The 24,906-nt window shown below is 72.3% G+C and carries 21 protein-coding genes and 2 pseudogenes; 16 read left to right on the top strand and 7 right to left on the bottom strand.

The features are described 5' to 3' along the window. The first annotated feature begins 61 nt into the window (after positions 1 to 61). From ACWDBB_RS19680 to aspA, 5 genes are all read left to right on the top strand, one after another. Complete coding sequence (locus tag ACWDBB_RS19680) at positions 62 to 850, top strand: gamma-glutamyl-gamma-aminobutyrate hydrolase family protein (protein WP_449790810.1); 789 nt, start codon at positions 62 to 64, stop codon at positions 848 to 850. Further along, positions 847 to 1,014: a hypothetical protein gene (locus ACWDBB_RS19675; protein ID WP_449790809.1), complete on the top strand. Its 168-nt coding sequence runs from the start codon at positions 847 to 849 to the stop codon at positions 1,012 to 1,014. The genes ACWDBB_RS19680 and ACWDBB_RS19675 overlap by 4 nt, the downstream gene beginning before the upstream one ends. Further along, a complete protein-coding gene (locus tag ACWDBB_RS19670) occupies positions 1,011 to 2,450 on the top strand; it encodes an amino acid permease (protein ID WP_449790808.1) in 1,440 nt (479 codons plus the stop codon). Before ACWDBB_RS19675 ends, ACWDBB_RS19670 begins: the two co-directional genes overlap by 4 nt. A gap of 108 nt (positions 2,451 to 2,558) precedes the next feature. Then, complete coding sequence (locus ACWDBB_RS19665; RefSeq protein ID WP_449790807.1) at positions 2,559 to 3,575, top strand: asparaginase; 1,017 nt, start codon at positions 2,559 to 2,561, stop codon at positions 3,573 to 3,575. Positions 3,576 to 3,612: 37 nt separating this feature from the next. Continuing rightward, entirely contained in the window at positions 3,613 to 5,022 is a 1,410-nt protein-coding gene (gene aspA, locus ACWDBB_RS19660; protein WP_449790806.1) for an aspartate ammonia-lyase, read from the top strand. 103 nt (positions 5,023 to 5,125) lie between these two features. On the opposite strand, the gene ptsP is transcribed toward aspA, so the two are convergent. Next, complete coding sequence (gene ptsP / locus ACWDBB_RS19655) at positions 5,126 to 6,784, bottom strand: phosphoenolpyruvate--protein phosphotransferase (RefSeq protein WP_449790805.1); 1,659 nt, start codon at positions 6,782 to 6,784, stop codon at positions 5,126 to 5,128. Further along, a complete protein-coding gene (locus ACWDBB_RS19650) occupies positions 6,781 to 7,053 on the bottom strand; it encodes an HPr family phosphocarrier protein (protein ID WP_449790804.1) in 273 nt (90 codons plus the stop codon). Before ACWDBB_RS19650 ends, ptsP begins: the two co-directional genes overlap by 4 nt. A 338-nt stretch (positions 7,054 to 7,391) precedes the next feature. Here ACWDBB_RS19650 and ACWDBB_RS19645 point away from each other — a divergent pair, with 338 nt between their 5' ends. The 5 genes from ACWDBB_RS19645 to ACWDBB_RS19625 all read left to right on the top strand — a co-directional run bounded on the left by ACWDBB_RS19645 (position 7,392) and on the right by ACWDBB_RS19625 (position 12,953). Continuing rightward, positions 7,392 to 8,153 carry a DeoR/GlpR family DNA-binding transcription regulator gene (locus ACWDBB_RS19645; RefSeq protein ID WP_449790803.1) on the top strand — a complete coding sequence of 254 codons (762 nt, stop codon included), beginning with the start codon at positions 7,392 to 7,394 and terminating at the stop codon, positions 8,151 to 8,153. Next, complete coding sequence (pfkB, locus tag ACWDBB_RS19640) at positions 8,150 to 9,121, top strand: 1-phosphofructokinase (protein WP_449790802.1); 972 nt, start codon at positions 8,150 to 8,152, stop codon at positions 9,119 to 9,121. The genes ACWDBB_RS19645 and pfkB overlap by 4 nt, the downstream gene beginning before the upstream one ends. A gap of 115 nt (positions 9,122 to 9,236) precedes the next feature. Next, positions 9,237 to 11,255 (top strand): PTS fructose transporter subunit IIABC, encoded by a 2,019-nt coding sequence (locus tag ACWDBB_RS19635; RefSeq protein ID WP_449790801.1) that lies wholly within the window; start codon positions 9,237 to 9,239, stop codon positions 11,253 to 11,255. A 558-nt stretch (positions 11,256 to 11,813) separates the two neighbouring features. Further along, positions 11,814 to 12,212: a hypothetical protein gene (locus ACWDBB_RS19630; protein ID WP_449790800.1), complete on the top strand. Its 399-nt coding sequence runs from the start codon at positions 11,814 to 11,816 to the stop codon at positions 12,210 to 12,212. Positions 12,213 to 12,749: 537 nt separating this feature from the next. Then, entirely contained in the window at positions 12,750 to 12,953 is a 204-nt protein-coding gene (locus tag ACWDBB_RS19625) for a cold-shock protein (protein WP_280697877.1), read from the top strand. Between the two features lie 85 nt (positions 12,954 to 13,038). Here the strand turns inward: ACWDBB_RS19625 and ACWDBB_RS19620 are convergent, their stop codons facing one another. The 4 genes and pseudogenes from ACWDBB_RS19620 to ACWDBB_RS19605 form a co-directional block, all read right to left on the bottom strand. Next, positions 13,039 to 13,239 (bottom strand): hypothetical protein, encoded by a 201-nt coding sequence (locus tag ACWDBB_RS19620; protein WP_449790876.1) that lies wholly within the window; start codon positions 13,237 to 13,239, stop codon positions 13,039 to 13,041. A 195-nt stretch (positions 13,240 to 13,434) separates the two neighbouring features. After that, positions 13,435 to 15,867: a ricin-type beta-trefoil lectin domain protein gene (locus ACWDBB_RS19615; RefSeq protein WP_449790875.1), complete on the bottom strand. Its 2,433-nt coding sequence runs from the start codon at positions 15,865 to 15,867 to the stop codon at positions 13,435 to 13,437. Positions 15,868 to 15,974: 107 nt separating this feature from the next. Next, on the bottom strand, positions 15,975 to 16,325 hold the full coding sequence (locus ACWDBB_RS19610) for an RICIN domain-containing protein (RefSeq protein ID WP_449790874.1): 351 nt from the start codon (positions 16,323 to 16,325) through the stop codon (positions 15,975 to 15,977). 28 nt (positions 16,326 to 16,353) lie between these two features. Further along, positions 16,354 to 16,593 (bottom strand): annotated as a pseudogene (locus ACWDBB_RS19605) (hypothetical protein); the annotation flags it as partial. 561 nt (positions 16,594 to 17,154) lie between these two features. Between ACWDBB_RS19605 and ACWDBB_RS19600 the strand changes: the two are divergent. From ACWDBB_RS19600 to ACWDBB_RS19585, 4 genes are all read left to right on the top strand, one after another. After that, a complete protein-coding gene (locus tag ACWDBB_RS19600) occupies positions 17,155 to 18,204 on the top strand; it encodes a substrate-binding domain-containing protein (RefSeq protein ID WP_449790799.1) in 1,050 nt (349 codons plus the stop codon). A gap of 118 nt (positions 18,205 to 18,322) precedes the next feature. Further along, on the top strand, positions 18,323 to 19,897 hold the full coding sequence (locus ACWDBB_RS19595) for a sugar ABC transporter ATP-binding protein (RefSeq protein ID WP_449790798.1): 1,575 nt from the start codon (positions 18,323 to 18,325) through the stop codon (positions 19,895 to 19,897). After that, positions 19,894 to 20,934, top strand: coding sequence for an ABC transporter permease (locus ACWDBB_RS19590; protein ID WP_449790797.1), 1,041 nt, complete (start codon positions 19,894 to 19,896; stop codon positions 20,932 to 20,934). Before ACWDBB_RS19595 ends, ACWDBB_RS19590 begins: the two co-directional genes overlap by 4 nt. 392 nt (positions 20,935 to 21,326) lie before the next feature. Beyond that, entirely contained in the window at positions 21,327 to 22,133 is an 807-nt protein-coding gene (locus tag ACWDBB_RS19585; protein WP_449790796.1) for a DeoR/GlpR family DNA-binding transcription regulator, read from the top strand. 12 nt (positions 22,134 to 22,145) lie between these two features. Here the strand turns inward: ACWDBB_RS19585 and galK are convergent, their stop codons facing one another. Beyond that, entirely contained in the window at positions 22,146 to 23,291 is a 1,146-nt protein-coding gene (gene galK, locus ACWDBB_RS19580; protein WP_449790795.1) for a galactokinase, read from the bottom strand. A gap of 264 nt (positions 23,292 to 23,555) precedes the next feature. Between galK and galT the strand changes: the two genes are divergently transcribed. Both galT and ACWDBB_RS19570 read left to right on the top strand, forming a co-directional pair. Then, a complete protein-coding gene (galT, locus tag ACWDBB_RS19575; protein ID WP_449790794.1) occupies positions 23,556 to 24,662 on the top strand; it encodes a galactose-1-phosphate uridylyltransferase in 1,107 nt (368 codons plus the stop codon). A gap of 23 nt (positions 24,663 to 24,685) precedes the next feature. Then, positions 24,686 to 24,906: pseudogene (locus ACWDBB_RS19570) on the top strand (N-acetylglucosamine-6-phosphate deacetylase); the annotation flags it as partial.

Below are 24,906 nucleotides of genomic sequence, written 5' to 3'. Positions count from 1 at the left end.
TGGGTGGGCTGCGGAGGAGACGGCCGTCGACGATCGACTCCCGCCCCTGAAAGGAAGTGGTATGCCCAAACCACTCATCGGACTGACCACCTACCTCGCCGACGCTCAGTGGGGGGAGTGGGAGCTGCCCGCCGCGCTGCTGCCCGCGGCGTACATCAGCTGTCTCCAGGCGGCGGGCGGCCGCGTGGTCCTGCTGCCGCCGGACGCGCCGGAAGCCGCGGCCGATGTCGTCGCGCGCCTGGACGCGATCGTCCTGACCAGCGGCGAGGACGTGGACCCCGCGCTGTACGGGGCGCGGCCGCATCCGTGCACGGGACCGCCGGTCCGCGAGCGCGACCAGTGGGAGTGGGCGGTGCTGGCCGAGGCTCTCGCGCGTGACATACCGGTGCTCGGAGTGTGCCGGGGAATGCAGTTGATGAACGTGCACGCCGGCGGCACCCTGATCCAGCACCTCCCCGAAACGGTGGGTCACCACGGGCACAACCTGCACGGCGGCCACTTCTCCCCCCATGCCGTCACCACGGTGCCGGGGACGCGGATCGGCGCACTCATCCCGGGGACCCGCCAGGTCGCCACGCACCATCATCAGGCGGTGGACTCCCTCGGGGCCGGCTTGATCGTGGGCGCCCGCACGGCGGACGGCACCATCGAGGCGATCGAGAGCACCCGGCACCGCTTCGCGGTCGGCGTGCAGTGGCACCCCGAAGTGGCTTTCGATTCGGCCGTGGTGCACGCCCTGGTGGCCGCCGCCAAGTCGACCCCGAACCCCGCTCCGGGTCGCGTCGCCGAGAGCGAGGTGCGCATCCGGCGGGGTACACCGGAGTCCGCTCCGTCGACCCCGGTGTCTTGACGCCGCTGCGCCCCGACCCCGGCGACTACGCGGCCGGCGATCTCCTGGAGGTGTGCCGGCACGTGGCGATGTCCCACCGCCTCCACCGCGTGGAGGCCACCCTCACCGACATCGTGCGCCCCCAGCGCGCGGACACCTCAAGAGAAGGCAGAGCCGAGGCGTGAGCGAGCAGTTCCTCAACGACGAGAAGCGCCCCACGACCCGTCACGTCGACGCCGGTGACACCGGCTACAGCAAGTCCCTGAAGCCCCGGCACGTCAACATGATCGCCATCGGCGGTGCCATCGGCACCGGCCTGTTCCTCGGCGCGGGCGGACGGCTCGCCGACGCCGGGCCCTCCCTGTTCGTCGCGTACGCCGTCTGCGGCGTCTTCGCCTTCCTCGTGGTGCGCGCGCTCGGCGAGCTCGTGCTGTACCGCCCGTCCTCCGGCGCCTTCGTCTCGTACGCCCGGGAGTTCCTGGGCGAGAAGGGCGCGTACACCGCGGGCTGGATGTACTTCCTCAACTGGGCGACCACCGGCATCGCCGACATCACCGCCGTCGCCACGTACACCCACTACTGGCACCTGTTCTCCGACGTCCCGCAGTGGGTGATCGCTCTCATAGCCCTGGCCGTGGTCCTCACCGTGAACCTCATCTCGGTGCGGATCTTCGGCGAACTGGAGTTCTGGTTCGCCATCGTCAAGGTCGGCGCCCTGGTCGTCTTCATGGGCATCGGGATCTTCCTGCTCGTCACCCGGCACCCGGTCGACGGCGTCGTACCCGGCCCGTCCCTGATCGCCGACAACGGCGGGATCTTCCCCAACGGCCTGCTGCCGATGCTGCTGATCATCCAGGGCGTCGTCTTCGCCTACGCCTCCGTCGAACTGGTCGGCGTGACGGCCGGGGAGACCGAGAACCCCGAGAAGATCATGCCGAAGGCGATCAACTCGATCATGTGGCGCGTGGGCCTGTTCTACGTCGGCTCGGTCCTGCTGCTGTCGATGCTGATGCCGTGGAACAAGTACACCTCCGGCCAGAGTCCCTTCGTGACGGTGCTCTCCCACATCGGTGTCCCGGCGGCGGACAGTGTGATGAACCTGGTCGTCCTCACCGCGGCGATGTCCTCGCTCAACTCCGGCCTCTACTCCACCGGCCGCATCCTGCGCTCCATGGCCGTCAACGGATCGGCCCCGCGTTTCACCGCACGGATGAGCCGCACCCAGGTGCCCTACGGCGGCATCCTGCTCACCAGCGGCATGTGCGTCCTCGGTGTCGGCCTCAACTTCGTGGTCCCCGCCGACGCGTTCGAGATCGTGCTCAACCTCGCGGCCATCGGCATCATCGCCACCTGGGGCATGATCATGGTCTGCCACCTCCTGTTCTGGCGGAAGACCACGGCCGGCGAACTGACCCGCCCCGGCTACCGCCTGCCCGGCTCGCCCTGGACCGAACTCGTGACGCTGGCCTTCCTCGCTGCCGTCCTGGTCCTCATGTACGCCGACGGCGGCGCCGGACGCACCACCGTGCTGTGCGTACCGCTCATCGCTGCGGCACTCGTCGCCGGCTGGTACGCGATCCGCGGGCGCATCGCGCGCGCCGCCGCCGGAGCCGACGACTGAACCCGGGCGGCCCGGGGGACCCCGCGTACCCACCGCTCGTCCGCCCGGGCCCGCCGCCTCCAGGCACACAGGTCACCAGCCCCACGCCAATCACCGATCGAGGCAGTCATGCTCACCAGCCCCCTCGCGGACGCGCCCGCGGTCCGCGAGCCCCGCCACACGCCCGTCGCCCACGTCACCCGGGGCGGCGTGGTCGAGAGCACCCACTACGGTTCCGTCGTCGTCCTCGGTGGCGACGGCGAGGTCCGGTTCCACCTCGGCGACGCGGAGGCCGCGTGCTACCCGCGATCGGCCCTCAAGCCCGTCCAGGCCGTCGCCATGGTCCGGGCGGGACTGCCGCTCGACGGCGAACTACTCGCCCTCGCCATGGGCAGCCATTCCGGCGAGGAACGCCACCTCGCCGGTGCCCGGCGGATCCTGGCACTTGCCGGCCTCACCGAGGACGACCTGCGCAACGTCCCCGACCTGCCGTACGACCCGGCCGTCCGCGACACCTGGATCCGGGAGGACCGCCCGCCCTCCCGGCTCGCCCAGAACTGCTCCGGCAAGCACGCCGCGATGCTCCACCTCTGCAAGCTCAACGGATGGCCGCTGCAGGACTACGACGCCCCTGAGCACCCGCTCCAGCGGATGATCGCGGAAGTCGTGGAGGACCTCACCGGCCAGCGCATCGCGCGCGCCACCGTGGACGGCTGCGGCACCCCCCTGTTCGCCGTCTCCCTGCACGGCCTGGCCCGCGCGGCCGCGCGCATCGCCACCGGCGCGCCCGGGACCCCTGAATTCCGGGTGGCGGACGCGCTGCGCACCCACCCGGAGATGGCCTCCGGTGCGGGGCGGGACGTGGCCGTGCTGATGCGCGCGGTACCCGGGCTGCTCGCCAAGGACGGCTTCGAGGGCGTCCAGATCGCAGCGCTGCCGGACGGCCGCGCCGTCGCCCTGAAGATCGCCGACGGGGCGAACCGGGCGCGCATCCCGGTGGCGGCGGCCGCCTTGGCGCTGGCGGGAGTCGACCCCCGGCTACTGGCCGGGTTCGCGGGGGAGCCGGCGACCGGCGGCGGCCGGCCCGTCGGCGGCGTGCGGCCGGTGGCGGTGCTGGACCCGTCGGCCCTGTTCGCCCCCGCGTGACCCGACCCACCACTCCGAGAAGAGGACCCGCACACCCATGACCGCCGCCACCCGCAGCGAACACGATCTGCTCGGGGACCGCGACGTCCCCGCCGACGCCTACTGGGGCGTCCACACCCTGCGCGCCACCGAGAACTTCCCCATCACGGGCACGCCCATCTCCGCCTACCCGCACCTGATCGACGCGCTGGCCGCGGTGAAGGAGGCAGCCGCCCTCGCCAACGAGGAACTCGGCCTGCTGGAACCCGCGAAGGCCTGGGCCGTCGTCGCCGCCTGCCGCGAGATCCGCGGCGGAGAGCTGCACGACCAGTTCGTCGTGGACGTCATCCAGGGCGGCGCCGGCACCTCGACCAACATGAACGCCAACGAGGTCGTCGCCAACCGGGCGCTGGAGCTGCTGGGGCACGCCAAGGGCGAGTACCGGCACCTGCACCCCAACGAGGACGTCAACCTCGGCCAGTCCACCAACGACGTCTACCCGACCGCCGTCCGGATCGCGACGGTGTTCGCGGTACGGGGCCTGCTCGACGCGATGGCCGTCCTCCAGGACGCCTTCGCCCGCAAGGCCGTCGAGTTCCGCGACGTGCTGAAGATGGGCCGCACGCAGCTGCAGGACGCCGTACCGATGACGCTCGGACAGGAGTTCTCCGCCTTCGCCGTCATGCTCGACGAGGACCGCAGCCGGCTCGCGGAGGCCGTCGAGCTGATCCACGAGATCAACCTCGGCGCGACGGCGATCGGCACCGGCCTCAACGCCCCCACCGGATACGCCGAGGCCGCCCGGCGCCACCTCGCCGACATCACCGGGCTGCCCCTGGTCACCGCGGCCAACCTGGTCGAAGCCACCCAGGACTGCGGCGCGTTCGTCCAGATGTCCGGGGTGCTCAAGCGCATCGCCGTCAAGCTGTCCAAGACCTGCAACGACCTGCGGCTGCTGTCCTCCGGGCCGCGCGCGGGCCTCGGCGAGATCAACCTGCCGCCCGTGCAGGCCGGTTCGAGCATCATGCCGGGCAAGGTCAACCCGGTGATCCCCGAGGTCGTCAACCAGGTCGCCTTCGAGGTGATCGGCAACGACGTCGCGATCACCATGGCCGCCGAGGCCGGTCAGCTCCAGCTCAACGCCTTCGAGCCGATCATCCTGCACTCGCTGTCGGAGTCGATCACCCATCTGCGCGCCGCCTGCCTCACCCTCGCCGAGCGTTGCGTCGTCGGCATCACCGCCAACACCGAGGTGCTGCGCGCGACCGTCGAGAACTCCATCGGCCTGGTGACCGCTCTGAACCCGCACATCGGGTACACGGCGGCCACCGACATCGCCAAGGAGGCCCTGGCGAGCGGCCGGGGCGTGGCCGAACTCGTCCTGGAGAAGGGCCTGCTCCCGGCGGAGCGGCTCGCCGCCCTGCTGCGGCCCGAGGTCATCGCCGGCAGCGGTGCGGCCGTGGCCTGAGGACGACGCCCCGGCCGGCCGCCCGGTCGCTCCCGGGCGGGCGGCCGGGCGGGCCCGGCCGCCCTCGGTGAGGCGGGCCGGGCCCGGCGCCCGGAGGGGTGGATCAGCCGCCGGCGATCCTCGACCGGACCTTGCCGCGGGCGTCGGCGGCGTCGTCGGCCCGCAGGGCGAGCTCGGCGAGTTCGCGGCATTCCTCGAGGGTGTGGGCGGCCAGCGCGGCCCGTACCTCGGGGAGCGAGGAGGGTGCGGCGGACAGGCTGGTGATCCCGAGGCCGACCAGGACCAGGGCGAGGGCCGGGTCGGCGGCGGCCTCGCCGCACACGCCGATGGGGCGGCCGTGGTCCGCCGCGGCGCGGGCGGCGGTGGCGACCAGGGTGAGCAGGGCCGGCTGCCACGGGTCGAGCAGTTCGGCGAGGGCGCCGAGGGTACGGTCGGCGGCGAAGGCGTACTGGGCCAGGTCGTTGGTGCCGACGCTGAAGAAGTCGCAGACCTCGGCCAGCCGGTCGGTCCGCAGGGCGGCCGCCGGGACCTCGATCATCGCGCCGGCCAGCGGCAGCCCGTGCGCGCGGACCCGGGCGGCGAACTCGGCGGCCTCACGGGGGACCGACACCATCGGCGCCATCACCCACACCTGTGCACTGCCACTCCCGGCGGCCTCGGCGATCGCGGCGAGCTGGGTCTCCAGGAGCTGGGGGTCGCGGGCGGCGGTCCGCAGGCCCCGGACGCCCAGGGCCGGGTTCTCCTCATCGGTGGAGGTGGCGAAGGACAGCGGCTTGTCCGCGCCCGCGTCGAGGGTGCGGACGACCACCCGGCGGCCGGCGAAGGCGTCGAAGACCTGCCGGTAGGCGGCGGCCTGTTCGGCGAGGCCCGGTGCTTCGGCGCGGTCCAGGAAGAGGAACTCGGTGCGGAACAGGCCCACGCCCTCGGCGTCGGCGGTGGCCGCGCCGGCCAGTTCGTGCGGCGCGCCGAGGTTGACCAGCAGCGCGACCGGGTGGCCGTCCGCCGTCCGGCCCGGTCCCCGGACCGCGGCCGACAGCGCGCGGCGGCGTCGCTCCCGTTCGGCGGCCCGCCGGAGCGCCTCCGGGCTCGGGTCGGGTTCGACCACGCCGTCCGCGCCGTGCACCAGGACCTGCCGGCCGTCCTCCAGCACCACCGCGCCGGCGCAGCCGACCACGGCGGGCACGCCGAGCGCCTTGGCGAGGATGGCGGTGTGGCTGGTCGGTCCGCCGCGGACGGTGACGAGGGCCAGCACCCGGGCGGGGTCGAGCAGCGCCGTGTCGGCGGGTGCCAGGTCGTCGGCGACCAGGACGTACGGGTGCCCCGGGTCCGGCAGGCCGGGTACGGGCAGGCCGAGCAGGTGCGCCACTGCGCGGTCGCGGAGGTCGTCCAGGTCGGCGGTCCGTTCCGCGAAGTGACCGCCGGCGGCGAGCAGTGCGGCGCGGAAGCCGTCGAAGGCGCCGGCGAGCGCGTGGGCGCCGTCGGTGCCCCGCTGGACCAGCGCGGCCGCCTCGTCGGCGAGGACGGGGTCGGCGGCCATCATGGCTTGCGCGGCGAGCACCTCGGAGGCGGGGCCGCTCACGCGGGCGGCACGCTCGTCCAGGTCGGTGACGACGGCGGTGAGGGCGGCGCGGACCGCGGCCGCTTCGGCCGTCGGGTCGGGGACGGGCCTCGGGGCGGGCAGCGCGGGTGCGGGCGCCATCCGGGCGACCGGGCCTGCCGCGCTGCCCGTACCGACGCCGATCCCGCGGATCGGAGCGCTCATGCCGCTGCGTCGAGGTCGGAGGCGAGCAGGTCGGCGAGCGCCTTCAGCGATTCCTGGGCCTGGTCGCCGGCGGCGGTGAGCTCCAGGGTCTCGCCGCGACCGGCAGCGAGGGCGAGGACGGAGAGCAGGCTGCGGGCGTCGACCGAAGCCTGGCCCGGGCGGCCGACGGTGACCTTGACCGGCTGGCGGGCGGCGGCCTGGACGAACAGCGAGGCCGGGCGGGCGTGCAGGCCGCTACGGGATCCGACGGTGACCTGGATCGAGTGCATGGGAGTCCTTGAGGGAGAGGGAAGCGCCGACCCGGGTGGGAGCCGGGTCGGCGGACGAGGGGCACGGTGGCCCCGCGCGGAGGGTGAGCGGGGTGAGCCGAGGGGAGCCGGTCTCCGCGGTACGGGGGCGGTAGCGGAGAGACCAGGCATTCTGTGGCTTCACGCCCGCTAGCGTGTTGTTTTGATTGGTTCTATGCCCGATCTGCAAGTGGTGTCAACACGTTCGGGCAAACTCAAAGATGACGGTACAAGTCGGTGCGACCTCTTGCTTTTCCGCTCCGAGCGCGTATGGTCGGCCTGAACCAAGCGCGAACAGACATGAACGGACCCAATCCCACATGTATGCACCCGAGCGGCAGCAAGAGATCCTCCGCCTCGCCCAGGAACAGGGCCGGGTGGACGTGCCGACGCTGGCCGAGGAGTTCGGCGTGACGCAGGAGACCATCCGGCGTGACCTGAGCGCCCTCGACCGGGCCGGTCTGCTGCACCGGGTGCACGGCGGCGCGCTGCCCGCCGGCGCGCTGCACCTGGAGCCCGGCCTCGCCGAGCGCGACTCCACGGCCGCGGCCGAGAAGGAACGCATCGCCAGGGCAGCCCTGGCCCTGCTGCCCAGCGAGGGCAGCGTCATCCTCGACGCCGGCACGACCGTCTCGCGGCTGGCCGGCCTGCTGCCCGCCGACTGCACGCTCACCGTCGTCACCAACGCCCTCCCGGTCGCCGCCCGGCTGGCCGACCACCGCGGGCTCGCCCTCCACCTGGTCGGGGGTCGGCTGCGCCACCGCACCCAGGCCGCCGTCGACGCGTGGGCGCTGCGCGACCTGGCCGACATCCACGCGGACGTCGCGGTCGTCGCCACCAACGGCTTCTCACCGGAGGGCGGCCTCTCGACGCCGGACCTCGCCGAGGCGGCCGTCAAGCGGGCCATGCTCGCCGCTGCCCGGCGGGTGGTCCTGGTGGCCGATTCCTCCAAGTACGGCGCCCGCCACTTCGCCGGCTTCGGCTCGCTGGACCAGGTGGACGTGCTGGTCACGGACACCGGGCTGACCGACGAGCAGACCGCCGAGATCGAGAACCACGGACCGGAAGTCATCCGCGCATGATCGTCACCATCACCCCCAACCCCAGCCTCGACCGCACCTACGAACTGGGAACCCTCGTCCCGGGCGAGGTCAACCGGGCCTCGCATGACCGACTCGACCCCGGCGGCAAGGGCGTCAACGTCTCCCGCGCGCTCACGGCCGCCGGCCACCGCACCAGCGCCGCCCTCCCCCTGGGCGGCCCCTCCGGGCAACTGCTCGCCGACCTGCTGCGCCGCCAGGGCATCGATGTCGCGGCGGTCGCGATCGCGGGCGACACCCGGATCAACGTCTCGATCGCCGAGGACGGCGGCAGCCTCACGAAGATCAACGCGGTGGGCCCCGAGCTCAGCGCCGCCGAGTCCGCCGCACTGCTGGCGCTCGTCCGCGACGTCCAGAGGACCGGACAGGACGTCGGACAGGGCACCGGGAACGACGTGGACTGGCTCGCCTGCTGCGGCAGCCTGCCGCGCGGACTGGCACCCGAGTGGTACGCCGAGGTGGTCGCCCAGGTGCACTCGGGCGGCGCCCGGATCGCCCTGGACACCTCCGGCCCCGCGCTGCTGGCCGCGCTCTCGGCCCGTCCCGACGTGGTCAAGCCCAACCGGGAGGAACTCGCAGAGGCCGTGGGCCGCCCGGTCCTCACCATCGCTGACGCCGTGGACGCGGCCGAGGAGCTGCGCGAGCGCGGCGCCCAGCAGGTCCTCGCCAGCCTCGGTGCGGACGGGATGCTGCTGATCGCTGGGGAGGGCCGCTGGTACGGCAGAGCGCCGGTCGCCGCCGTCCGCAGCGACGTGGGCGCGGGCGACGCCTCACTCGCGGGCTTCCTCGGCGCGGGCGGCACCGGCCCCGAGGCGCTCGCGGCGGCACTGGCGCACGGCGCCGCCGCCGTACAACTGCCGGGGAGCGTCATGCCGACCCCGGCCGATCTGGACCCGGCCGCGGTGGTCGTGACGGCGGACCTCCCGCTCGACCGACCGCTCAGCGGCTGAGAACGTCCTCCGGCGGCCACCGCCGGAGGCAGCACGCCCGACCGTGTGGGACGGGAAGGGCGGCAATTCCCGGGGGCAAGGGACACCGTCAGGCACCAGTCGAAGGACCGACACGATGAGCGACACCAGCGGACTGATCACACCCGCACTCGTTGACCTCTACCTCGCCCCCGAGGACAAGAGCGAAGCCCTGCGCGCCCTCGCCCAGCGGCTGGTCGCCGAGGGCCGGGTCACCGACCTCGAGGGTTTCCTCGCCGACATCGCCGCCCGCGAGGCCCAGACCCCGACCGGGATGGGCGACGGGATCGGCATCCCGCACTGCAGATCGCCCCACGTCACGCAACCGAGCCTGGCCTTCGGCCGCAGCGCCAGGGGCGTCGACTTCGACGCCCCGGACGGACGGCCCGCCGACCTGATCTTCATGATCGCGGCACCGGCGGGTGCGGACGACACCCACCTGCAGATCCTCGCCGCGCTGGCCCGCCGGCTCATGGACCCCGCCTTCACCGGCGCCCTGCGCGAGGCCGAGAACCCGAGCGCGGTCGCGGCGCGGATCAACGGTGAGGAGGCACCGGTCGCCGCGAAGGAGGCGGACCCTGCTCCGCAGACGCCTGCCACTCTCCAGCCGACCGCTGCCGACGGCGGGCTGCGGCTGGTCGCGGTCACCTCCTGCCCGACCGGCATCGCCCACACCTACATGGCCGCCAAGGCCCTGGAGCTCGCCGCCGCCCGGGCGGGCGCGCGGATCCAGGTCGAGACCCAGGGCTCGGCCGGGACGACGCCGCTCGACCCCGAGGTGATCGCGGCAGCCGATGCGGTGATCTTCGCCCATGACGTCGAGATCCGGGACCGGGCCCGCTTCGCCGGCAAGCCGACCGTGGACGTGGGCGTCAAGGCCGGCGTCAACCGCGCCGACGACCTGATCGCGCAGGCCGCCGGGCTGGTCACCGGCGCCGGCACCCGTCCCACCACTGCCGCGGTCACCGCTCCCGCCCCGGTCGTCACAGCGAGCGCGCCGGGTGAGCACTGGGCCCAGCGGCTGCGCACGTACCTGATGACGGGCGTCAGCTACATGATTCCGTTCGTCGCGGCCGGCGGTCTGCTGATCGCCCTCGCCTTCGCGATCGGCGGCTACCGGATCGCCTCCGCGCCATCCGTGCTGGGCCACTTCGACTGGACCTCCTCGCACAGCTGGGCGGCGATGCTGTTCCAGACCGGCAAGACCTCGTTCGGCTTCCTGGTCCCGGTCCTCTCCGGGTACATCGCCTGGGCGATCGCGGACCGGGCGGCACTGGCCGCGGGCATCGCCGGGGGTGCCGTCTCGGTGGCGGTCGGCGCGGGCTTCCTCGGCGGCCTCGTGTCGGGCCTGGCCGCGGGCTTCCTGGTGCTGTGGATGATCCGCTGGAACGTGCCCCGGGCGATCAGGGGCATCATGCCGGTCGTGGTGATCCCGCTGCTGTCGGTGGCCGTGGTCGGCTTCCTGATGTTCGTGGTGGTCGGCTCGCCGATCGCCTCGGCGATGAACGGCCTGACCGACTGGCTGAACGGCCTCTCCGGCTCCAATGCGATCATGCTCGGCGCGCTGCTCGGCGCGATGATGGCCTTCGACATGGGCGGTCCGCTCAACAAGGTCGCCTACACCTTCGCGGCCGGTGCGCTCACCACCGCCGGAACCACCCCGGATGCCGGCAGCCTCAAGGTGATGGCTGCCGTGATGGCTGCCGGCATGACCCCGCCGCTCGGCCTGGCGCTGGCGACCGTCGTCCGGAGCAGGCTCTTCAGCCCCGAGGAGCGGGAGAACGGCAAGGCGGCCTGGGTGCTCGGTGCCTCGTTCATCACTGAGGGCGCGATCCCGTTCGCGGCGGCCGACCCGCTGCGGGTCATCCCGGCGGGCATCGCCGGCAGCATGACCGCCGGTGGCTTGTCGATGGCCTTCGGCTCCACCCTGCGTGCCCCGCACGGCGGAATCTGGGTGCTCCCGCTGATCGGCAGCCCGTTCCTGTACCTGGCCGCGGTCGCGGCGGGCACGGCGGTCACCACGGCGGTGGTGGTGCTGCTCAAGGGAATGCGGAAGCCCGCCCCCGCGGCGGCGCCCGGCTCCCCGGTCGCGGGGAGGGAAGCGGTCGCCGCCTAACCTGCCGGCCCATGAGACGCGTCGAGGTGCGTCCGGATCCGGCAGGCCGAATCCGAACCGGTTCGGGGCGCCCGCTCGTACGAGAGGGCGCCCCGAAGGTCGAGAAGCACGCAGCGTGATCCCTCCCCCGGCGGACAGCTCAACGGTCTGACTGACACCGAGAGCGAAGTCCGGCGAACCAGCGAACAGCCGGGCCCGCCTAATGCGTAAGAGTTCAAGGCCCGGACAGAGACGATCTTCACCGAAGGCCGTGGCGGGCCGGAACCCGCTGGACGCCTCCGGGCGAACACCCGCCGTGAGGGCGAGCGCCGCAGCCCATGTGGGCAAGGGCCACATGGGCCTGATCGAGGGACGGGACGGACCACCAGACGGGCCGGAGGGCAACCGCGACGCGGAGCATGACTCGCCATGGTCTTGCTGCCGCCAACCACTTTGGCAATAACGGAGTCGGACCGCCCCGCACGGGGAACGGGATGGCGGTGGCGACGATTCTCGAACGAGCTCGAAAATCAATAGGAGGGGGCCTGACCGGTTTCCCTTTCTCGGTAGGCTGCAGGTATGACGGATGACTATCAGCAGCGGGAAGAGTGGCGGGCCGCCTTCGCCCAGCAGGTCATCACCGACTGCCTGGGCCAATGGCTGCGGTCGGCCAATGAGGCGGCGGTGGCCGCGGTCGGCTCGGAGCACGCCGCCGAAAGTGCCCGCCTGGCCCGGCAGGCCAAGGACAAATTGACCCGCTGGCGGGACAAAGGCGACCTCGGCGGCGACACGGCAGCCCGGATCGCCGACGCCGTGGTCGAGAGAATGGAGCACGGCGAGAAAGCCTCCCCGCCTCCGGAGAAGGCTGACGAGTCCTTTCCCTCCTTCGACAGCGGTTACCGGGCCGCGGTGACCTGTCAGTGGCTTCGCGACCAGGGCTACGACATCCCCACCTATCCCGGGGACCCCGAGCTGTGAGCGGGATCCCGCGGACCTGCGCGGGTAGCCAACAGTCGGACCCCAAGAGCGTTCTCCTTGCACAGCCCGGCCGCCGACCCCCGGCTCCGCCTTCCCGCAGTGTCAGTCCGTCGCCTCGCCCACCCCGGGTCCGCCTCGTCCCGGCGGATCCGGTTCCGCGGACCGAATGTCTCGTTGGGCGCCGACGCCACTCCAACGGGCGATCGCCATCGCCTGAGGCCCATCGACGCCGACGGGATGCGGTCGCTCTCTCAACCAGCCTGCCCGCCAGGTGTGTTGACAGCGTTGGGGTCTCGCCGCCGACGGCCCCGGATAAAGACTCCACGGAATCCGGGGGGTGACATATCCACCCGCGGCGAGCCCAGGCCTGCTAGGGTCTGAAGTTAGTTGCAGTAGTGTTCCCATGAACTTTGTGTGCGCCTGCTGATGTATCGCAGGCGCCTTTTTCTTTCCCGGATTTCCCCGGGTGGGCGCTCATCGCGGCGACTCGAAGTCCGCACTGTGCGGGCTTCGGACAGCCCCTCGAAGGAGATTTTTATGGCTAATGGCACCGTGAAGTGGTTCAACTCGGAAAAGGGCTTCGGCTTCATCGAGCAGGACGGTGGCGGCGCTGACGTCTTCGCCCACTACTCGAACATCAACGCCAACGGCTTCCGCGAGCTGCTCGAGGGCCAGAAGGTCGAGTTCGACGTCACCCAGGGCCAGAAGGGCCCGCAGGCCGAGAACATCCGTCCGCTGTAGTTCCTCCCACGGCACCCGCCTGGAGCGAGGGGCCCGCACCGGGTCGGCGGTTTCTAGCGGTCGTCGCAACACGTGGTCGGTTTGATCAGGCCGCGATGAGTTTAGCCAGACGCTCGGCTGGGGTTTCCCAGCCGAGCGTCTTACGTGGGCGGCGGTTGAGCTGGTCGGAGATTCCGAGCGTTCCCTCCAGTGCCTGGCTGTACTTGAGGCAGCCCCAGTGCTCCGCGAGCCCCCGCCCGGCACCGCGCCGCGCGAGTGCAGTCGCGCGCCCGAGGGTGTGCAGCACGTCCCAGGGCGTCAGCTGGACGCCGGCGCCGAGTTCCCTGGACGGCACGGGTCGAAGGCCCGGTTTGCGGCGCAGCGCGTCGAGTTCGTTCTGCTCCCCGGGCCTCCTTCCCGCTGTCGTGCCTGCCCGGACGGCGGGTGTCGCCGGGCTGAGCGCGGAAGGAGGCCCGGCCCTGGCCGGGGTCGGGTCAGCCGGTTACGGCAGGGTCCAGCGCTGGTTGGCGCCGCCGTTGCAGTCCCAGATCTCCAGCGGGGTGCCGTCGGCGGTGGCCGCGGCGGGGTCGTCGAGGCAGCGCCCGGACTGGACGCTCTTCAGGGTGCCGTCCGGCTGGGGCGCCCACTGCTGGTTGGCGCCCCCGTTGCAGTCCCAGAGCTCGACCGGGGTGCCGTTGACGGTGCCGCCGCCGGTGACGTCGAGGCACTTGCCGTTGTGGGTGAGGGTGCCGCCGTTGGAACGGGTCCACACCTGCTGGGCACTTCCGTCGCAGGCCCAGAGCTGCACGGCGGCGCCACTGCTGTCGGCTGCGGGTCGGGCGCAGGTGCCGGGCAGGGCGGAGGCGATCGGGCCGGTGTGGTTGGTGGGCGTGCCGGGGGTGATGGCGAAGTTGTCGAACTGGTCGGTCTGGTAGCCGGTCACGCCGAGGCCGGCGCGGCCACTGACGAAGGTCGCGTCGGTCGCGCTGCCCACGGCGGTTCCGTCGATGCTGGCGGTGAGGGTCGTGTCCTCGAGGGTGAGGGCGACGGTGTGCCAGCGGCCGGTGCCGAGGGCGGTGGTGGTTCCTCCGGCGAGCGTGGTGAAGTTCCACTTGGTGTCGCTCTTGTCGATGGACCAGGCACCGGTGTCGCTCACCCGCAGGTGGTAGGCGTTCAGGCCGTTGTTGTTGCGCCCCTGCTGGTTGACCCTGCCGAGGAGCTCGACGGTGCTCGACTGCTCGAACATGGTGTCGGCGGTGACCGTGTAGTTGGACCAGCTGCCGTCGCCCACCATCGTGTACGGGGCGTTGTAGGGCTCGTCGGTCCAGCGGATCGGCGAGGTCGGGGCCATCTGGCGCAGGCAGGTGCCGGTGCGGCCGCCGCCGCAGGCGACGGTCTTAAAGGCCCCGTTCATGTCCGTGAAGTACTTCGGCGAGGTGGTCGCCGCCGGGGTGTCGAAGCCGTCCGCGTACGGCAGCTTCATCGGCGCGGCGGCCGGCGGGGTGGCGGTGCCCTTGCCCTGGCCGGTGGTGGTGGTCACGGTGTAGACCCGGCCGGGCTGGAGGGTGAGGGTGTAGCGGCCGCCGGAGGGGGTGACGTCCTTCTGCTGGACGAACCAGTCGGCCGGGTTGCCGGAGTTGAGGTCGGTGGACCAGACGTGGACCTTGCCGGTGGACAGGCCGCCGGTGACGCTGAAGTTCGCGGTCTGGGCGGCGGTGGCGTCCAGGGTCTCGACGACGGTGCTGTAGTCGCGGTTGTTCGGGCTCTTCAGCGTGACGTAGCTGCCGTTGGCGCGCGCGCCGCCGAGGTAGCCGCTCGCGGCGTCGATGTAGCGCCAGCCGGGGTGGGTGAACTGGGTGGTGTGCGCGGTGACCCAGGTCGTCTTGTCGATGCCGTAGCTGCCGGACCAGGGCTGGTTGGCGATCGACATGCCGTCGGTGGAGAAGAACAGGTCGGGGTAGAGCGCGGCGATGACCGGCCAGTTGAGGAACGAGGTCATCTTCCCGTCGAGGTAGCCGCGGTTGATCCCGCGCGCCACCGCCGGGGCGCCGGCGTCGGCGTCCTGGGAGCCGTTCTCGCTCGCCCACAGCGGCTTGCCGAGCGCCTGGGCGGTCGGCGTGCTCGGGCACTCGGTGAAGGAGCTCATGTACCCGCAGGGGTAGTGCACACCGACGATGTCGACGGCGTTCTTGAAGGCCGGGTCGGCGGCCATCGCGTCGGCGACGCCCCAGCCGTCGTCGGAGGCGACGACCTTGGTGTCGCCGTGACCGCGTGCGACGAGCGTGCTCTTGAGGTTCTCGTACCAGGCCTTGTCGTAGCCGCGCTCGTTCCAGCCGCCGAGGTAGGAGACGTTCAGGTGGTGCTGGGCGGCGCAGCCCATCCAGTCCATCAGGTAGTCGACGGTGTCCTGGGACCAGAAGTTCCCGTTGCCGATCCACCCGGGGGCGCCCCAGGCCAGGCCGTAGAACTTGATGCCGGGGTTGCGGGCCTTGGCCTGCTCGGCCAGCCACCACTCGTAGCCCTGGTTGCAGTCGATGGTGCCGCGGGTGTGCTCGATGCTGGGTTCGGCGCCGTCGGTGGAGTTGGTGTCGCCACCGATCTCCAGCTTCAGCACCTGCAGCGAGGCGCCGTAGCCGGGCTTGAACAGGTAGTCCAGCAGTTGGGTGCGCTGGGGCTCCGGGTAGTCCACCAGCAGGCGGGAGTTGCCGCCGCCGCCGGAGATCGCGCCGACCCCGTCGAAGGTCAGGCCCGGCTTGGTGCCGTCGACGGTGACGGCGGTGGAGGTGGTGGCGGTGGCGGTGGAGGTGGGGGTGGCGGCCTTCGAGGCGGCGGCCTGCGCGGCCGGTGGCGCGGCCAGGCCGCCCAGCGCGCCGGCGAGGACGAGCGCCGCGCTCAGGGCGGTGCGCCAGGTCGTGGACGGTTGTTGACGGCCCATGGGCGTCTCCGAGGTGGGGAGGGGGTGGGGGTGGTGTTGCTCCGTGCCGGACGCCCGCTCGGGGCATCCGGCACGGCGTTCGGGGGCAGGAGCTTCGCCGGTCCGGGTTACGAGACGGTCCACTCCTGGTTGGCCCGGCCGCTGCCGCAGGTCCACTGGACGACCTGGGCGCCGTCGGCCGTCGAAGCGCCCGTGACGTCCAGGCACTTCCCGCTGTTGGCGCTGGTCACGGCGTGGGTGGCCGGGCCGGCCAGCGGCGTCACGGTGGTGTTGGCGAAGTCGGCGTGCTGGAAGCCGCCGACGCCGAGGCCGATCTGCCCGATGCCGTGGCTCGCGTCGGCGACCGAAGCGACCTGGGTGTGGTCGATGGACGCGGTGATGCTCTGGCCCTGCACGGCGAGCGTGAGGTTGTGCCAGGTGCCGGCCCCGGCACCGGGGTAGCTGCCGCTCGCCAGCACGGTGTCGGTGCCGGAGCCAGAGGTAGTCCAGCACCTGGCTGCGCTGGGGTTCGGGGTAGTCGACGAGCAGGCGCGAGGTGGCGCCGCCGCCGCTGATCGCGCCGAGTCCGTCGTACGCGCGCCCCGGTGAGCGACCGTCGAGCGTCACGGACTGCGTCGCGGAGTCCGTCGCGGCCACCGCGGCCGGTGCGGCCAGGGCGGCGGCGCCGAGTGCGAGCGCCGCCAGGGCCGTGACGCCTCTGCGGAGCAGGTGGGGCGGTTTGCTCATCGACTACTCCTGTCGTCGGGCCGGGTCGGCCGGGTGGGGGCCACCAGCACCCGGACCCCCGGACGGGGGCCGCGGCGGTCCTGGCGGGTGCATGACGACATGCCGGGGAGGACAGTAAACCCAACTTTCAACATCAATCAACAACTTCGGATGAAATGCAACGCCGCCACATAAACCCGTCGACAGGCGTCGGCGCCCGAACCGGGCGGCCGGACCTGGCCCGGCGACCCTTGCGACCGCGCTCCCATCAGGCGCTATTGACGCCATCCCGGCTTTGCTCGAAGCTGTCGGGGGCGGCAACCTACCAACCGGTAGGTTGCGACGAACGCACCACCACCTGCTTGGATCCGCAAGATCGCGACTCGCCTCGCCCGGTCTCGCCCCGGGTCCACGACACGACGGCACAACGAGACGATCTCAATGGCTCCCAACAGGAACCATGAGCTTGACTCAGCTCATGGCGAGGCACTTTCTTTTGGTCCATCACGTTTGATTGTGATGTTTTCTGATCGCTTTTGTTGCTTCTCGCCGATTGGCCCCTCACCCTCAGGAGCCCCCACCATGCACCTCCCCCGCCGTGGCCGCCTGGCCTCGATCGCCGCACTGGGCCTGGTCACCTCCTTCGGCCTGACCGCCTGCTCCACCGGGCAGACGTCCTCGAACAGCGCGGACGCGCCCGTCGCCCCGGTGTCCGGCAAGGTCACGATCACCTACCTGCAGAAGCAGGGCGACCAGCAGTACTTCGTGGACGAGGCCGCGGGCGCCAAGGCCAAGGCCGCCGAGCTGGGTGCCGACCTGAAGGTGGTGAACCTCGGCAACGACGCGAACAAGACGGTCGGCGAGGTGCAGGCCGCGATCGCGCAGAAGAGCAACGGCCTGATCATCGTGGTGCCGGACCCGGCGGTCGGCCCGCAGGTCGTCCAGACCGCCCGGGACGCGAAGGCCGCACTGCTCACCTCCGACGACCAGGTCTGCGCGAGCGGGCCCGCCCCGGCGCAGTGCGCGGCGACCGACCTGGTGCCCCGGATCGGGTTCTCCGGCCAGCAGATGGGCCAGCAGGTCGGCCAGCGTGCCGCCGAGGAGTTCAAGAAGGCCGGCTGGAACGCCGCCGACACCCGGATCCTCTCCGCCTGGAAGCAGGACGTCACCGTCTGCGGCGACCGCGTGAAGGCCGCCAAGGACGCCTTCGACCAGGCCGTGCCGGGCGTGCAGCTGATCGACGTCGCGACCGACAACACCCCGACCGGCGCGCAGGACAAGGTCGCCGCCACCATCACCGCCAACCCCGGGGTCAAGCACTGGGTGGCCTGGGGCTGCAACGACGAGAACGTCCAGGGCGCCGTCACCGCCCTGCAGAACGCCGGGATCAGCCCCGACGACATCGACGGCGTCGGCCTGGGCGCCTACCTGGCCTGCAAGAACTGGGCCTCCGGCAAACCCTCCGGCATGAAGGCCGCCCTGTTCATCAACGGCAAGGACGTCGGCGCCCTGTCGGTGCAGACCATGTTCGACAAGCTCAAGAACGGCAAGGACTTCCCGAAGGAGGCCTTCGCCCCGACCAAGATGGTCGACGCCGCCACCTGGCAGTCCGCAGGCGTGTCCTGCAGCTGACGCCGCGTCGAGCCGCCGGTGCGGCGGACGGGCACCGACCCGCCGCACCGGCGCCGCTCCCGGAGACCGTAGGCCCGGCTCCCCAGCCCGTACGCACCGCACTGCCAGCGAGGCCCCGATGACCACATCCGCACCGTCCCCCCTCCCGCCGCCGAGCGGCTCCCCCGGCCTGAGCGCCGAGGGCGTGTCCAAGCGCTTCGGCTCCGTCCAGGCGCTGAAGGACGTCACCCTCACCTTCCCGCCCGGCCGGGTCACCGCCCTGATGGGCGAGAACGGCGCCGGGAAGTCCACCCTGCTGCGCATCCTCACCGGCGACCACCGCCCCACCGAGGGGCGCGTCCTGCTCGACGGCGAGGGCGTCGACCTGCACTCTCCACAGGACGCCCGCCGCGCCGGGATCCGGATCATCCCGCAGGAACCCGAGATCATCCCGCACGTCCCGGTCGCCGAGAACGTCTACGCCGGCTCGCTGCCCCGCGCCGGGCTGCGCCGACTGGACCGCGCCGAGCTGCGCCGCAGGATCACCGCGGACCTGGAGCGCCTCGGCTTCGACAAGGTCCTCGACCCCGATCTCCTCGGCTCCGAACTCACTGCGGCCCAGCGCCAGTTGGTCGAGATCATGCGGGCCCTGACCGGCGCCGTCCCGCCGCGGGCGATCGCCTTCGACGAGCCGACCTCCTCGCTCTCCGACCACGAGGTCGAGGCTCTGTTCACCCTGATCGGGCGGCTGCGCGACGAGGGCATCGCGGTCATCTACGTGTCCCACCGGATGAAGGAGATCTTCCGGCTCGCCGACCACATCGCGGTCCTGCGCGACGGCCAGGTCGCCGGGATCGTCGAGGCCGCCGCCACCGACGAGAGCGAACTGGTCCGGCTGATGGTCGGCCGGGACCTCTCCTCCCTCTTCGTCCGCCAGCAGGTCGCCACCGACCGCGTCGTCCTGGACGTCCGGGACCTCACCACCGACGACGTGCACGGGGTCAGCCTGGTGGTCCGGGCCGGCGAGGTCGTCGCCCTGGCCGGCCTGATCGGCGCCGGGCGCTCCGAACTCGCCCTCGCCCTGGCCGGCGACGCCCCGATCCGCTCCGGCACGGTGGCCCTGGGCGGCGAGGTCCTGCGGCTGAAGGACCCGCGCGCCGCCATCGCCGCCGGCATCGGCCTGGCCCCCGAGGAGCGCAAGGCCCAGGCGCTGTTCCTGCAGCGCACGATCCGCGACAACACCTCGCTGGTCAGCCTGCGCCGGCTCAGCCGCTGGCGCTTCGTGAAGCACCGCCAGGAGAAGGCCCTCGCCCAGGAGTACGCCGACCGGCTGCGGGTGCGCGCCCTCTCCATCGAGGCCGAGGTCCGCACCCTGTCCGGCGGCAACCAGCAGAAGGTCGTCCTCGCCCGCTGGCTCGCCCGCAAGCCCGACCTACTGATCCTCGACGAGCCCACCCGCGGCGTCGACATCGGCGCCAAGGCCGAGATCTACCAGATCATCGCCGACCTCGCCCGCGAGGGCACCGCCGTCCTGGTCATCTCCTCCGAACTGCCCGAAGTCCTCGGCCTCGCCGACCGGGTCGTGGTGATGCAGAACGGCCGCACGACCGGCGAACTGAGCCGTGACCAGGCGACGGAAGAGGCCGTCCTCGCCCTCGCCATGGCCGATGACCTCGCCCCCACCGCCACTGCCCAGACCGGAGACATCCGATGACCACCGCCACTCCCCCGACCGCCCCGGCGCCGGACGCCGGGGCCCTGCCCGTCCGGTCCGGCGGCCCGCGCGCCCTGCTCGCCGCTGTCGGCGGCCAGAACCTCAGCCTGATCGGCGCCCTCGTCGCCGTCGTCGCCCTGTTCGGCTCGCTCAACTCCAACTTCGTCGGCTGGGACAACATCCAGGTCATCGCCGAGGCCGCCACCATCTCCGGCCTGCTGGCCGTCGTCCAGACCGTCGTGATCATCTGCGGCGGTCTCGACATCTCGGTCGGCTCCCAGGCCGGCCTGGCCTCCGTCACCAGCGCGATGGTCTTCACGTCCACCGGCGCCAACCCCTACCTCGGCATCGGCGCGGCGCTCGCCATCGGCGCCGGCATCGGCCTGTTCAACGGCGTCGTCATCGTCTACGGCCGGGTCAACCCGACCATCGCCACCCTGGCGGGCCTCGCCGCCTACAAGGGCGTCGCCCAGCTCGTCTCGGACGGCCGCGCCCAGGGCTACGTACTCAACGACCCGGTGTTCGTCTTCCTCAGCCGCGGCAAGATCGCCGGCCTGCCCACCATGGTCTGGCTGCTCATCCTCACCGCCGCCGCCGTGCACGCCCTGCTCACGTACACCGACATCGGGCGCAACATCTACGCGATCGGCGGCAACGACACCGCCGCCCGCCTGGCCGGCATCAACCTCAACAAGTACCTGATCGCCGCCTACGCCCTCTCCGGCACCGTCGCCGCCCTGGCCGGCGTCCTGCTCACCGCCCGCACCGGCAGCGGCCAGCCCGTCTCCGGCAGCGAGGGCCTGGAACTGCAGTCGATCACCGCCGCCGCGCTCGGCGGCTGCGCCCTCAAGGGCGGCAAGGGCAGCATCGGCGGCACCCTGCTCGCCGTCGCACTGCTCGGCGCGCTGCAGAACGGCCTCACCGTCCAGGGCATCAACGCCTTCTGGCAGAACGTCGCCCAGGGCACCCTCCTGGTCGCCGCCGTCGTCATCCAGCAGCGCCGCAACCGCGAGCGGGCCGTCGGCCTGCCCGCCTGACCCCCGTCACGTCCGCCCCGACCGGACCCGCCGCACAGTGGCAGCGGGTCAGAATCCGGCCGGCGGCGGAACGAGCGGTCGGCCGTTGAGGGTCGGCCGACCGCGACCGGAACTGCCGGTGCCACCCCTGCGCGGGGCACCGGCAGTTCCGTGCTTCCGGGCCCGTGCGCGGGGCCCCGCCCCGCGGGTCTGCCCACGGAGCGTGGGGCACACCGGCGCCCTGGGATACTGGATCATGTCGCAGCCGGACGCGGCCCGGTCGTCGACGCGGCGTCTGCGGCCGCCCCGTCCCACCGGAAGCGGTCGCACACGTTCGTCCACGACCGTGGCAGGGTCGACCCACCGCAAGGAAGCGGGAGCGACCAGGCACCCGTTCGATCGAAAGGGCCTTCGTGGCTGATCAGAGTTTGCTCGCTCCGCAGCGCCAGGCGCTGATCCTGGAGGCCATCCGCAAGGCCGGCGCGGTGCGTGTCGCCGAGTTGGTCGAGCAGTTCGGCGTGTCGGACATGACGATCCGCCGTGACCTGGACGCGCTGGCGCGCCAGGGAGCCGTGCAGAAGGTCCACGGCGGGGCCATCGCGGTGGGCGCCGCGAGCACGGACGAACCCGGCTTCGACGTCAAGTCCGAGCTGGAGGAGAGCACCAAGGCCGCGCTGGCGGACGCCGCGGCGCGACTCGTCGAACCGGGCAGCGTGGTCGCGCTCTCCGCTGGCACCACCACCTACGCCGTCGCCTCCCGGCTGTTGGACATCCCCCGGCTGACCGTCGTCACCAACTCCCTGCGGATCGCCGACCTGCTCTGGGCGGCGCACAGCGACGGAACGGAGACCGTTCCGTCGCTGCTGTTGACCGGAGGGGCGCCGACCCGCTCCGCGGCCCTGGTGGGAGCCCTCGCGGACCAGACGATCCGCACGCTCCACGTGGACCTGCTCATCCTGGGCGTGCACGGTGTCAGCGAGCAGGCCGGACTCACCACGCCCAACCTCGCCGAGGCCCAGACCAACCGGGCCCTGATCGCCTCCGCCCGTCGCACCGTCGTGGTCGCCGACCACACAAAATGGGGCGTCGTCGGCCTGAGCAGCTTCGCGACCCTGACGGAGGTCGACTGCTTCATCACCGACGACGCCCTCCCGGCGGCGGCCCGCAGCGCGCTCGCCGACGCGGTCGGCGAACTCGTCGTGGTGCCGACCGCCGGCTGACCGGCCGCCGGATCAGGCCACCCGGCGGGCACCCGCCGAGGGGGCGGCGGTGAAGACCACCGGTGCGGCGAACCCCGCGGACCGGAAGGCCGACCGCACCGCGTCCGAGACCGCCCCGACGTCCGCCGTCCCGACCAGGGCGATGACGGAGCCGCCGAAGCCGCCGCCGGTCATCCGGGCACCCAGCGCCCCGGCGGCCACGGCGGCCTCGACCGCGAGGTCCGTCTCGGGGCAGGAGACCCGGTAGTCGTCGCGCAGCGAGGCGTGCCCGGCCGTCAGGACCGGCCCCAGCGCGGCGGTCCGGCCGGCGTCCAGGTGCTCGATGGTCTCGGCCACCCGCCGGTTCTCGGTGACCACGTGCCGCACCAGCGGGGCGAGTTCCTCGGGGAGGCGCTCCAGGGCCGCGTCCAGGTCGGCGGCCGGAAGGTCGCGCAGGGCGTCCAGGCCGAGCAGGTCGGCGGCGCGCTCGCAGCCGGCCCGCAGGGCGGCGTAGGCGCCGTCGCCGAGGTCGTGCTTGACCCTCGTGTCGATCACCAGCAGCCGGAGGCCGGCCGCCTCCAGGTCGAGCGGGACGTGCCGCCGCTCCAGCGTCCGGGTGTCCAGGAACAGCGCGGCGCCCTCCGCGCAGCAGGCGGAGGCCATCTGGTCCATCACCCCGCACGGCACGCCGACGAAGACGTTCTCGGCCCGCTGGGCGACCAGGGCGATCTCCGGCGCGGTCAGGCCGAGCCCGTACAGGTCGTTCAGCGCGGCGGCCGTGGCGCACTCCAGGGCTGCCGAGGAGGAGAGCCCGGCGCCGGTGGGCACGTCGCTGTCGAAGTACAGGTCGGCGCCGCCGATCGCGTGTCCGGCCTCGGCGAGGGCCCAGAAGACGCCGGCCGGGTAGGCGGCCCAGCTGGTGACCGCGCCGGGGGCCAGGCCGTCGAGCGCGAGGTCGGTGATCGTGCCGTCGCCCTGGGCGCTGTAGACCCGCAACCGGCCGTCCTCGCGGCGGCGGGCGGTGAGCCTGGTGGCGTGCGGGAGGGCGATGGGAAGGACGAAGCCGTCGTTGTAGTCGGTGTGCTCACCGATCAGGTTCACCCGGCCGGGCGCGGCCCACACGCCGCTCGGCCGGGCGCCGTGGACGGCCTCGAAGTCGGTGGCGGCCTGGTCGATCATCCGTTCAGCTCCCGTGCATCGTGCGCATGCCTGATGTCGGCTCCCACCGCGACTTCCATCAGCGGGCGAGTCAATTTCGACATAATCAAACATGATCGCTATCTCCAGTCAACACCTGCGGGTTTCTCGTCACGGCAAGCCGCATCGGCACCACCTGGCGATCGGCGAGCAATCGACTTCTGTTGACAATCGATTGTATATGTTTGATTCTGTTTGAGATCGACAACGGGATGGGGCGACGTCCCCCGGGTAAGGAGCACAGCGGTGCACAGGACCGCGACCAAGCTGGCCGACGGCCGCGAACTCTTCTACTACGACCAGGAGCCGGGGACGGTCCGCGACGCCGAGGACGAACGCCCACTGGAACCCGCCGCGAGCCTCGCCGAGACCCGGCTCGACCCGGTCCTCGGCGAGTGGGTCACCGTCGCCGCCCACCGCCAGCAGCGGACCTACCACCCCCCGGTCGGCGACTGCCCGCTCTGCCCCTCCCGGGACGGACGGCTGAGCGAGGTCCCCGCGACCGACTACCAGGTCGTGGTCTTCGAGAACCGCTTCCCCTCGCTGGCCCTGAACTCCGCCGCCCACGTCACGGCCCGGGAGGACGACCCACTGCGCACCCTCCGGCCCGGCACCGGCCGCTGCGAGGTGGTCTGCTTCGCGCCCGACCACGACGCCTCCTTCGCCGACCTGGACGAGACCGACGCCCGCCTGGTGCTGGACGCCTGGACCGACCGCACGGCCGAACTGTCGGCCCTGCCCGAGGTCCGGCAGGTGTACTGCTTCGAGAACCGCGGCGAGGAGATCGGCGTCACGCTCGCCCACCCGCACGGGCAGATCTACGCCTTCCCCTTCGTCCCCTCCCGCACCACGCGGATGATCCGCCGGGCCGGGGCGCACCGGGCGAGCACCGGGCGGAACCTCTTCGAGGACCTCCTCGCCGCCGAACAAGCCACCCCCGAGCGGCTCGTGCTCCAGGGCGGGCACTGGACCGCCTTCGTACCGTTCGCCGCCCGCTGGCCGTACGAGGTCCACCTCTACCCCAACCGCCGGGTGCGCGACCTCACCGAGCTGAACGAGGCCGAACGCGCCGAATTCCCCGGCCTCTACCTCGACCTGCTGCGCCGCTTCGACCGGCTGTTCCCCGTGCCCGCCGGCTCCGCGCCGAACCGGACCCCGTACATCTCCGCCTGGCACCAGGCACCGAAGGACGGCGGCGACGAACTCGCCCTGCACCTGGAGCTGTTCACCATCCGGCGCGCTCCCGGCAAGCTCAAGTACCTGGCGGGCGTGGAGTCCGGGCTCGACGCCTTCGTCACCGACGTGAGCCCGGAGACCGCCGCCGAGCGGCTCCGCCGCACCGCACCCCACTGACCCGGCCCACAGGAGGACCCCGCATGGCCGTCGATCGAACCGTGCTGGCCGGCGCCCGACTGGTCCTGCCCGGCGGCGTCGTCGAGGGCGACCGCCTCACCGTCGACGGCGAGCGCATCGCCGCCATCGGCGGCGAGACCGAGCCCGGTGACCTCGACCTGACCGGGTACACCGTCGTGCCCGGCTTCGTCGACCTGCACGTCCACGGCGGCGGCGGTGCCTCGTACACCTCCGGCATCGCCGA

The organism is Kitasatospora sp. NPDC001095 (assembly GCF_053598615.1).
Note: the sequence above shows the minus strand (reverse complement) of the source record. Positions and strands in the feature narration are given on the sequence as shown.

Bases quoted from the DNA above. Each gene is read 5' to 3' on its own strand.
- ACWDBB_RS19665 (WP_449790807.1), top strand. From the start codon at position 2,559: ATGCTCACCAGCCCCCTCGCGGACGCGCCCGCGGTCCGCGAGCCCCGC.
- pfkB (WP_449790802.1), top strand. From the start codon at position 8,150: ATGATCGTCACCATCACCCCCAACCCCAGCCTCGACCGCACCTACGAA.
- ACWDBB_RS19635 (WP_449790801.1), top strand. From the start codon at position 9,237: ATGAGCGACACCAGCGGACTGATCACACCCGCACTCGTTGACCTCTAC.
- ACWDBB_RS19645 (WP_449790803.1), top strand. From the start codon at position 7,392: ATGTATGCACCCGAGCGGCAGCAAGAGATCCTCCGCCTCGCCCAGGAA.
- galK (WP_449790795.1), bottom strand. From the start codon at position 23,291: ATGATCGACCAGGCCGCCACCGACTTCGAGGCCGTCCACGGCGCCCGG.
- aspA (WP_449790806.1), top strand. From the start codon at position 3,613: ATGACCGCCGCCACCCGCAGCGAACACGATCTGCTCGGGGACCGCGAC.
- ACWDBB_RS19600 (WP_449790799.1), top strand. From the start codon at position 17,155: ATGCACCTCCCCCGCCGTGGCCGCCTGGCCTCGATCGCCGCACTGGGC.
- ACWDBB_RS19680 (WP_449790810.1), top strand. From the start codon at position 62: ATGCCCAAACCACTCATCGGACTGACCACCTACCTCGCCGACGCTCAG.
- ACWDBB_RS19650 (WP_449790804.1), bottom strand. From the start codon at position 7,053: ATGCACTCGATCCAGGTCACCGTCGGATCCCGTAGCGGCCTGCACGCC.
- ACWDBB_RS19625 (WP_280697877.1), top strand. From the start codon at position 12,750: ATGGCTAATGGCACCGTGAAGTGGTTCAACTCGGAAAAGGGCTTCGGC.
- ptsP (WP_449790805.1), bottom strand. From the start codon at position 6,784: ATGAGCGCTCCGATCCGCGGGATCGGCGTCGGTACGGGCAGCGCGGCA.
- ACWDBB_RS19595 (WP_449790798.1), top strand. From the start codon at position 18,323: ATGACCACATCCGCACCGTCCCCCCTCCCGCCGCCGAGCGGCTCCCCC.
- ACWDBB_RS19630 (WP_449790800.1), top strand. From the start codon at position 11,814: ATGACGGATGACTATCAGCAGCGGGAAGAGTGGCGGGCCGCCTTCGCC.
- ACWDBB_RS19615 (WP_449790875.1), bottom strand. From the start codon at position 15,867: ATGGGCCGTCAACAACCGTCCACGACCTGGCGCACCGCCCTGAGCGCG.
- ACWDBB_RS19590 (WP_449790797.1), top strand. From the start codon at position 19,894: ATGACCACCGCCACTCCCCCGACCGCCCCGGCGCCGGACGCCGGGGCC.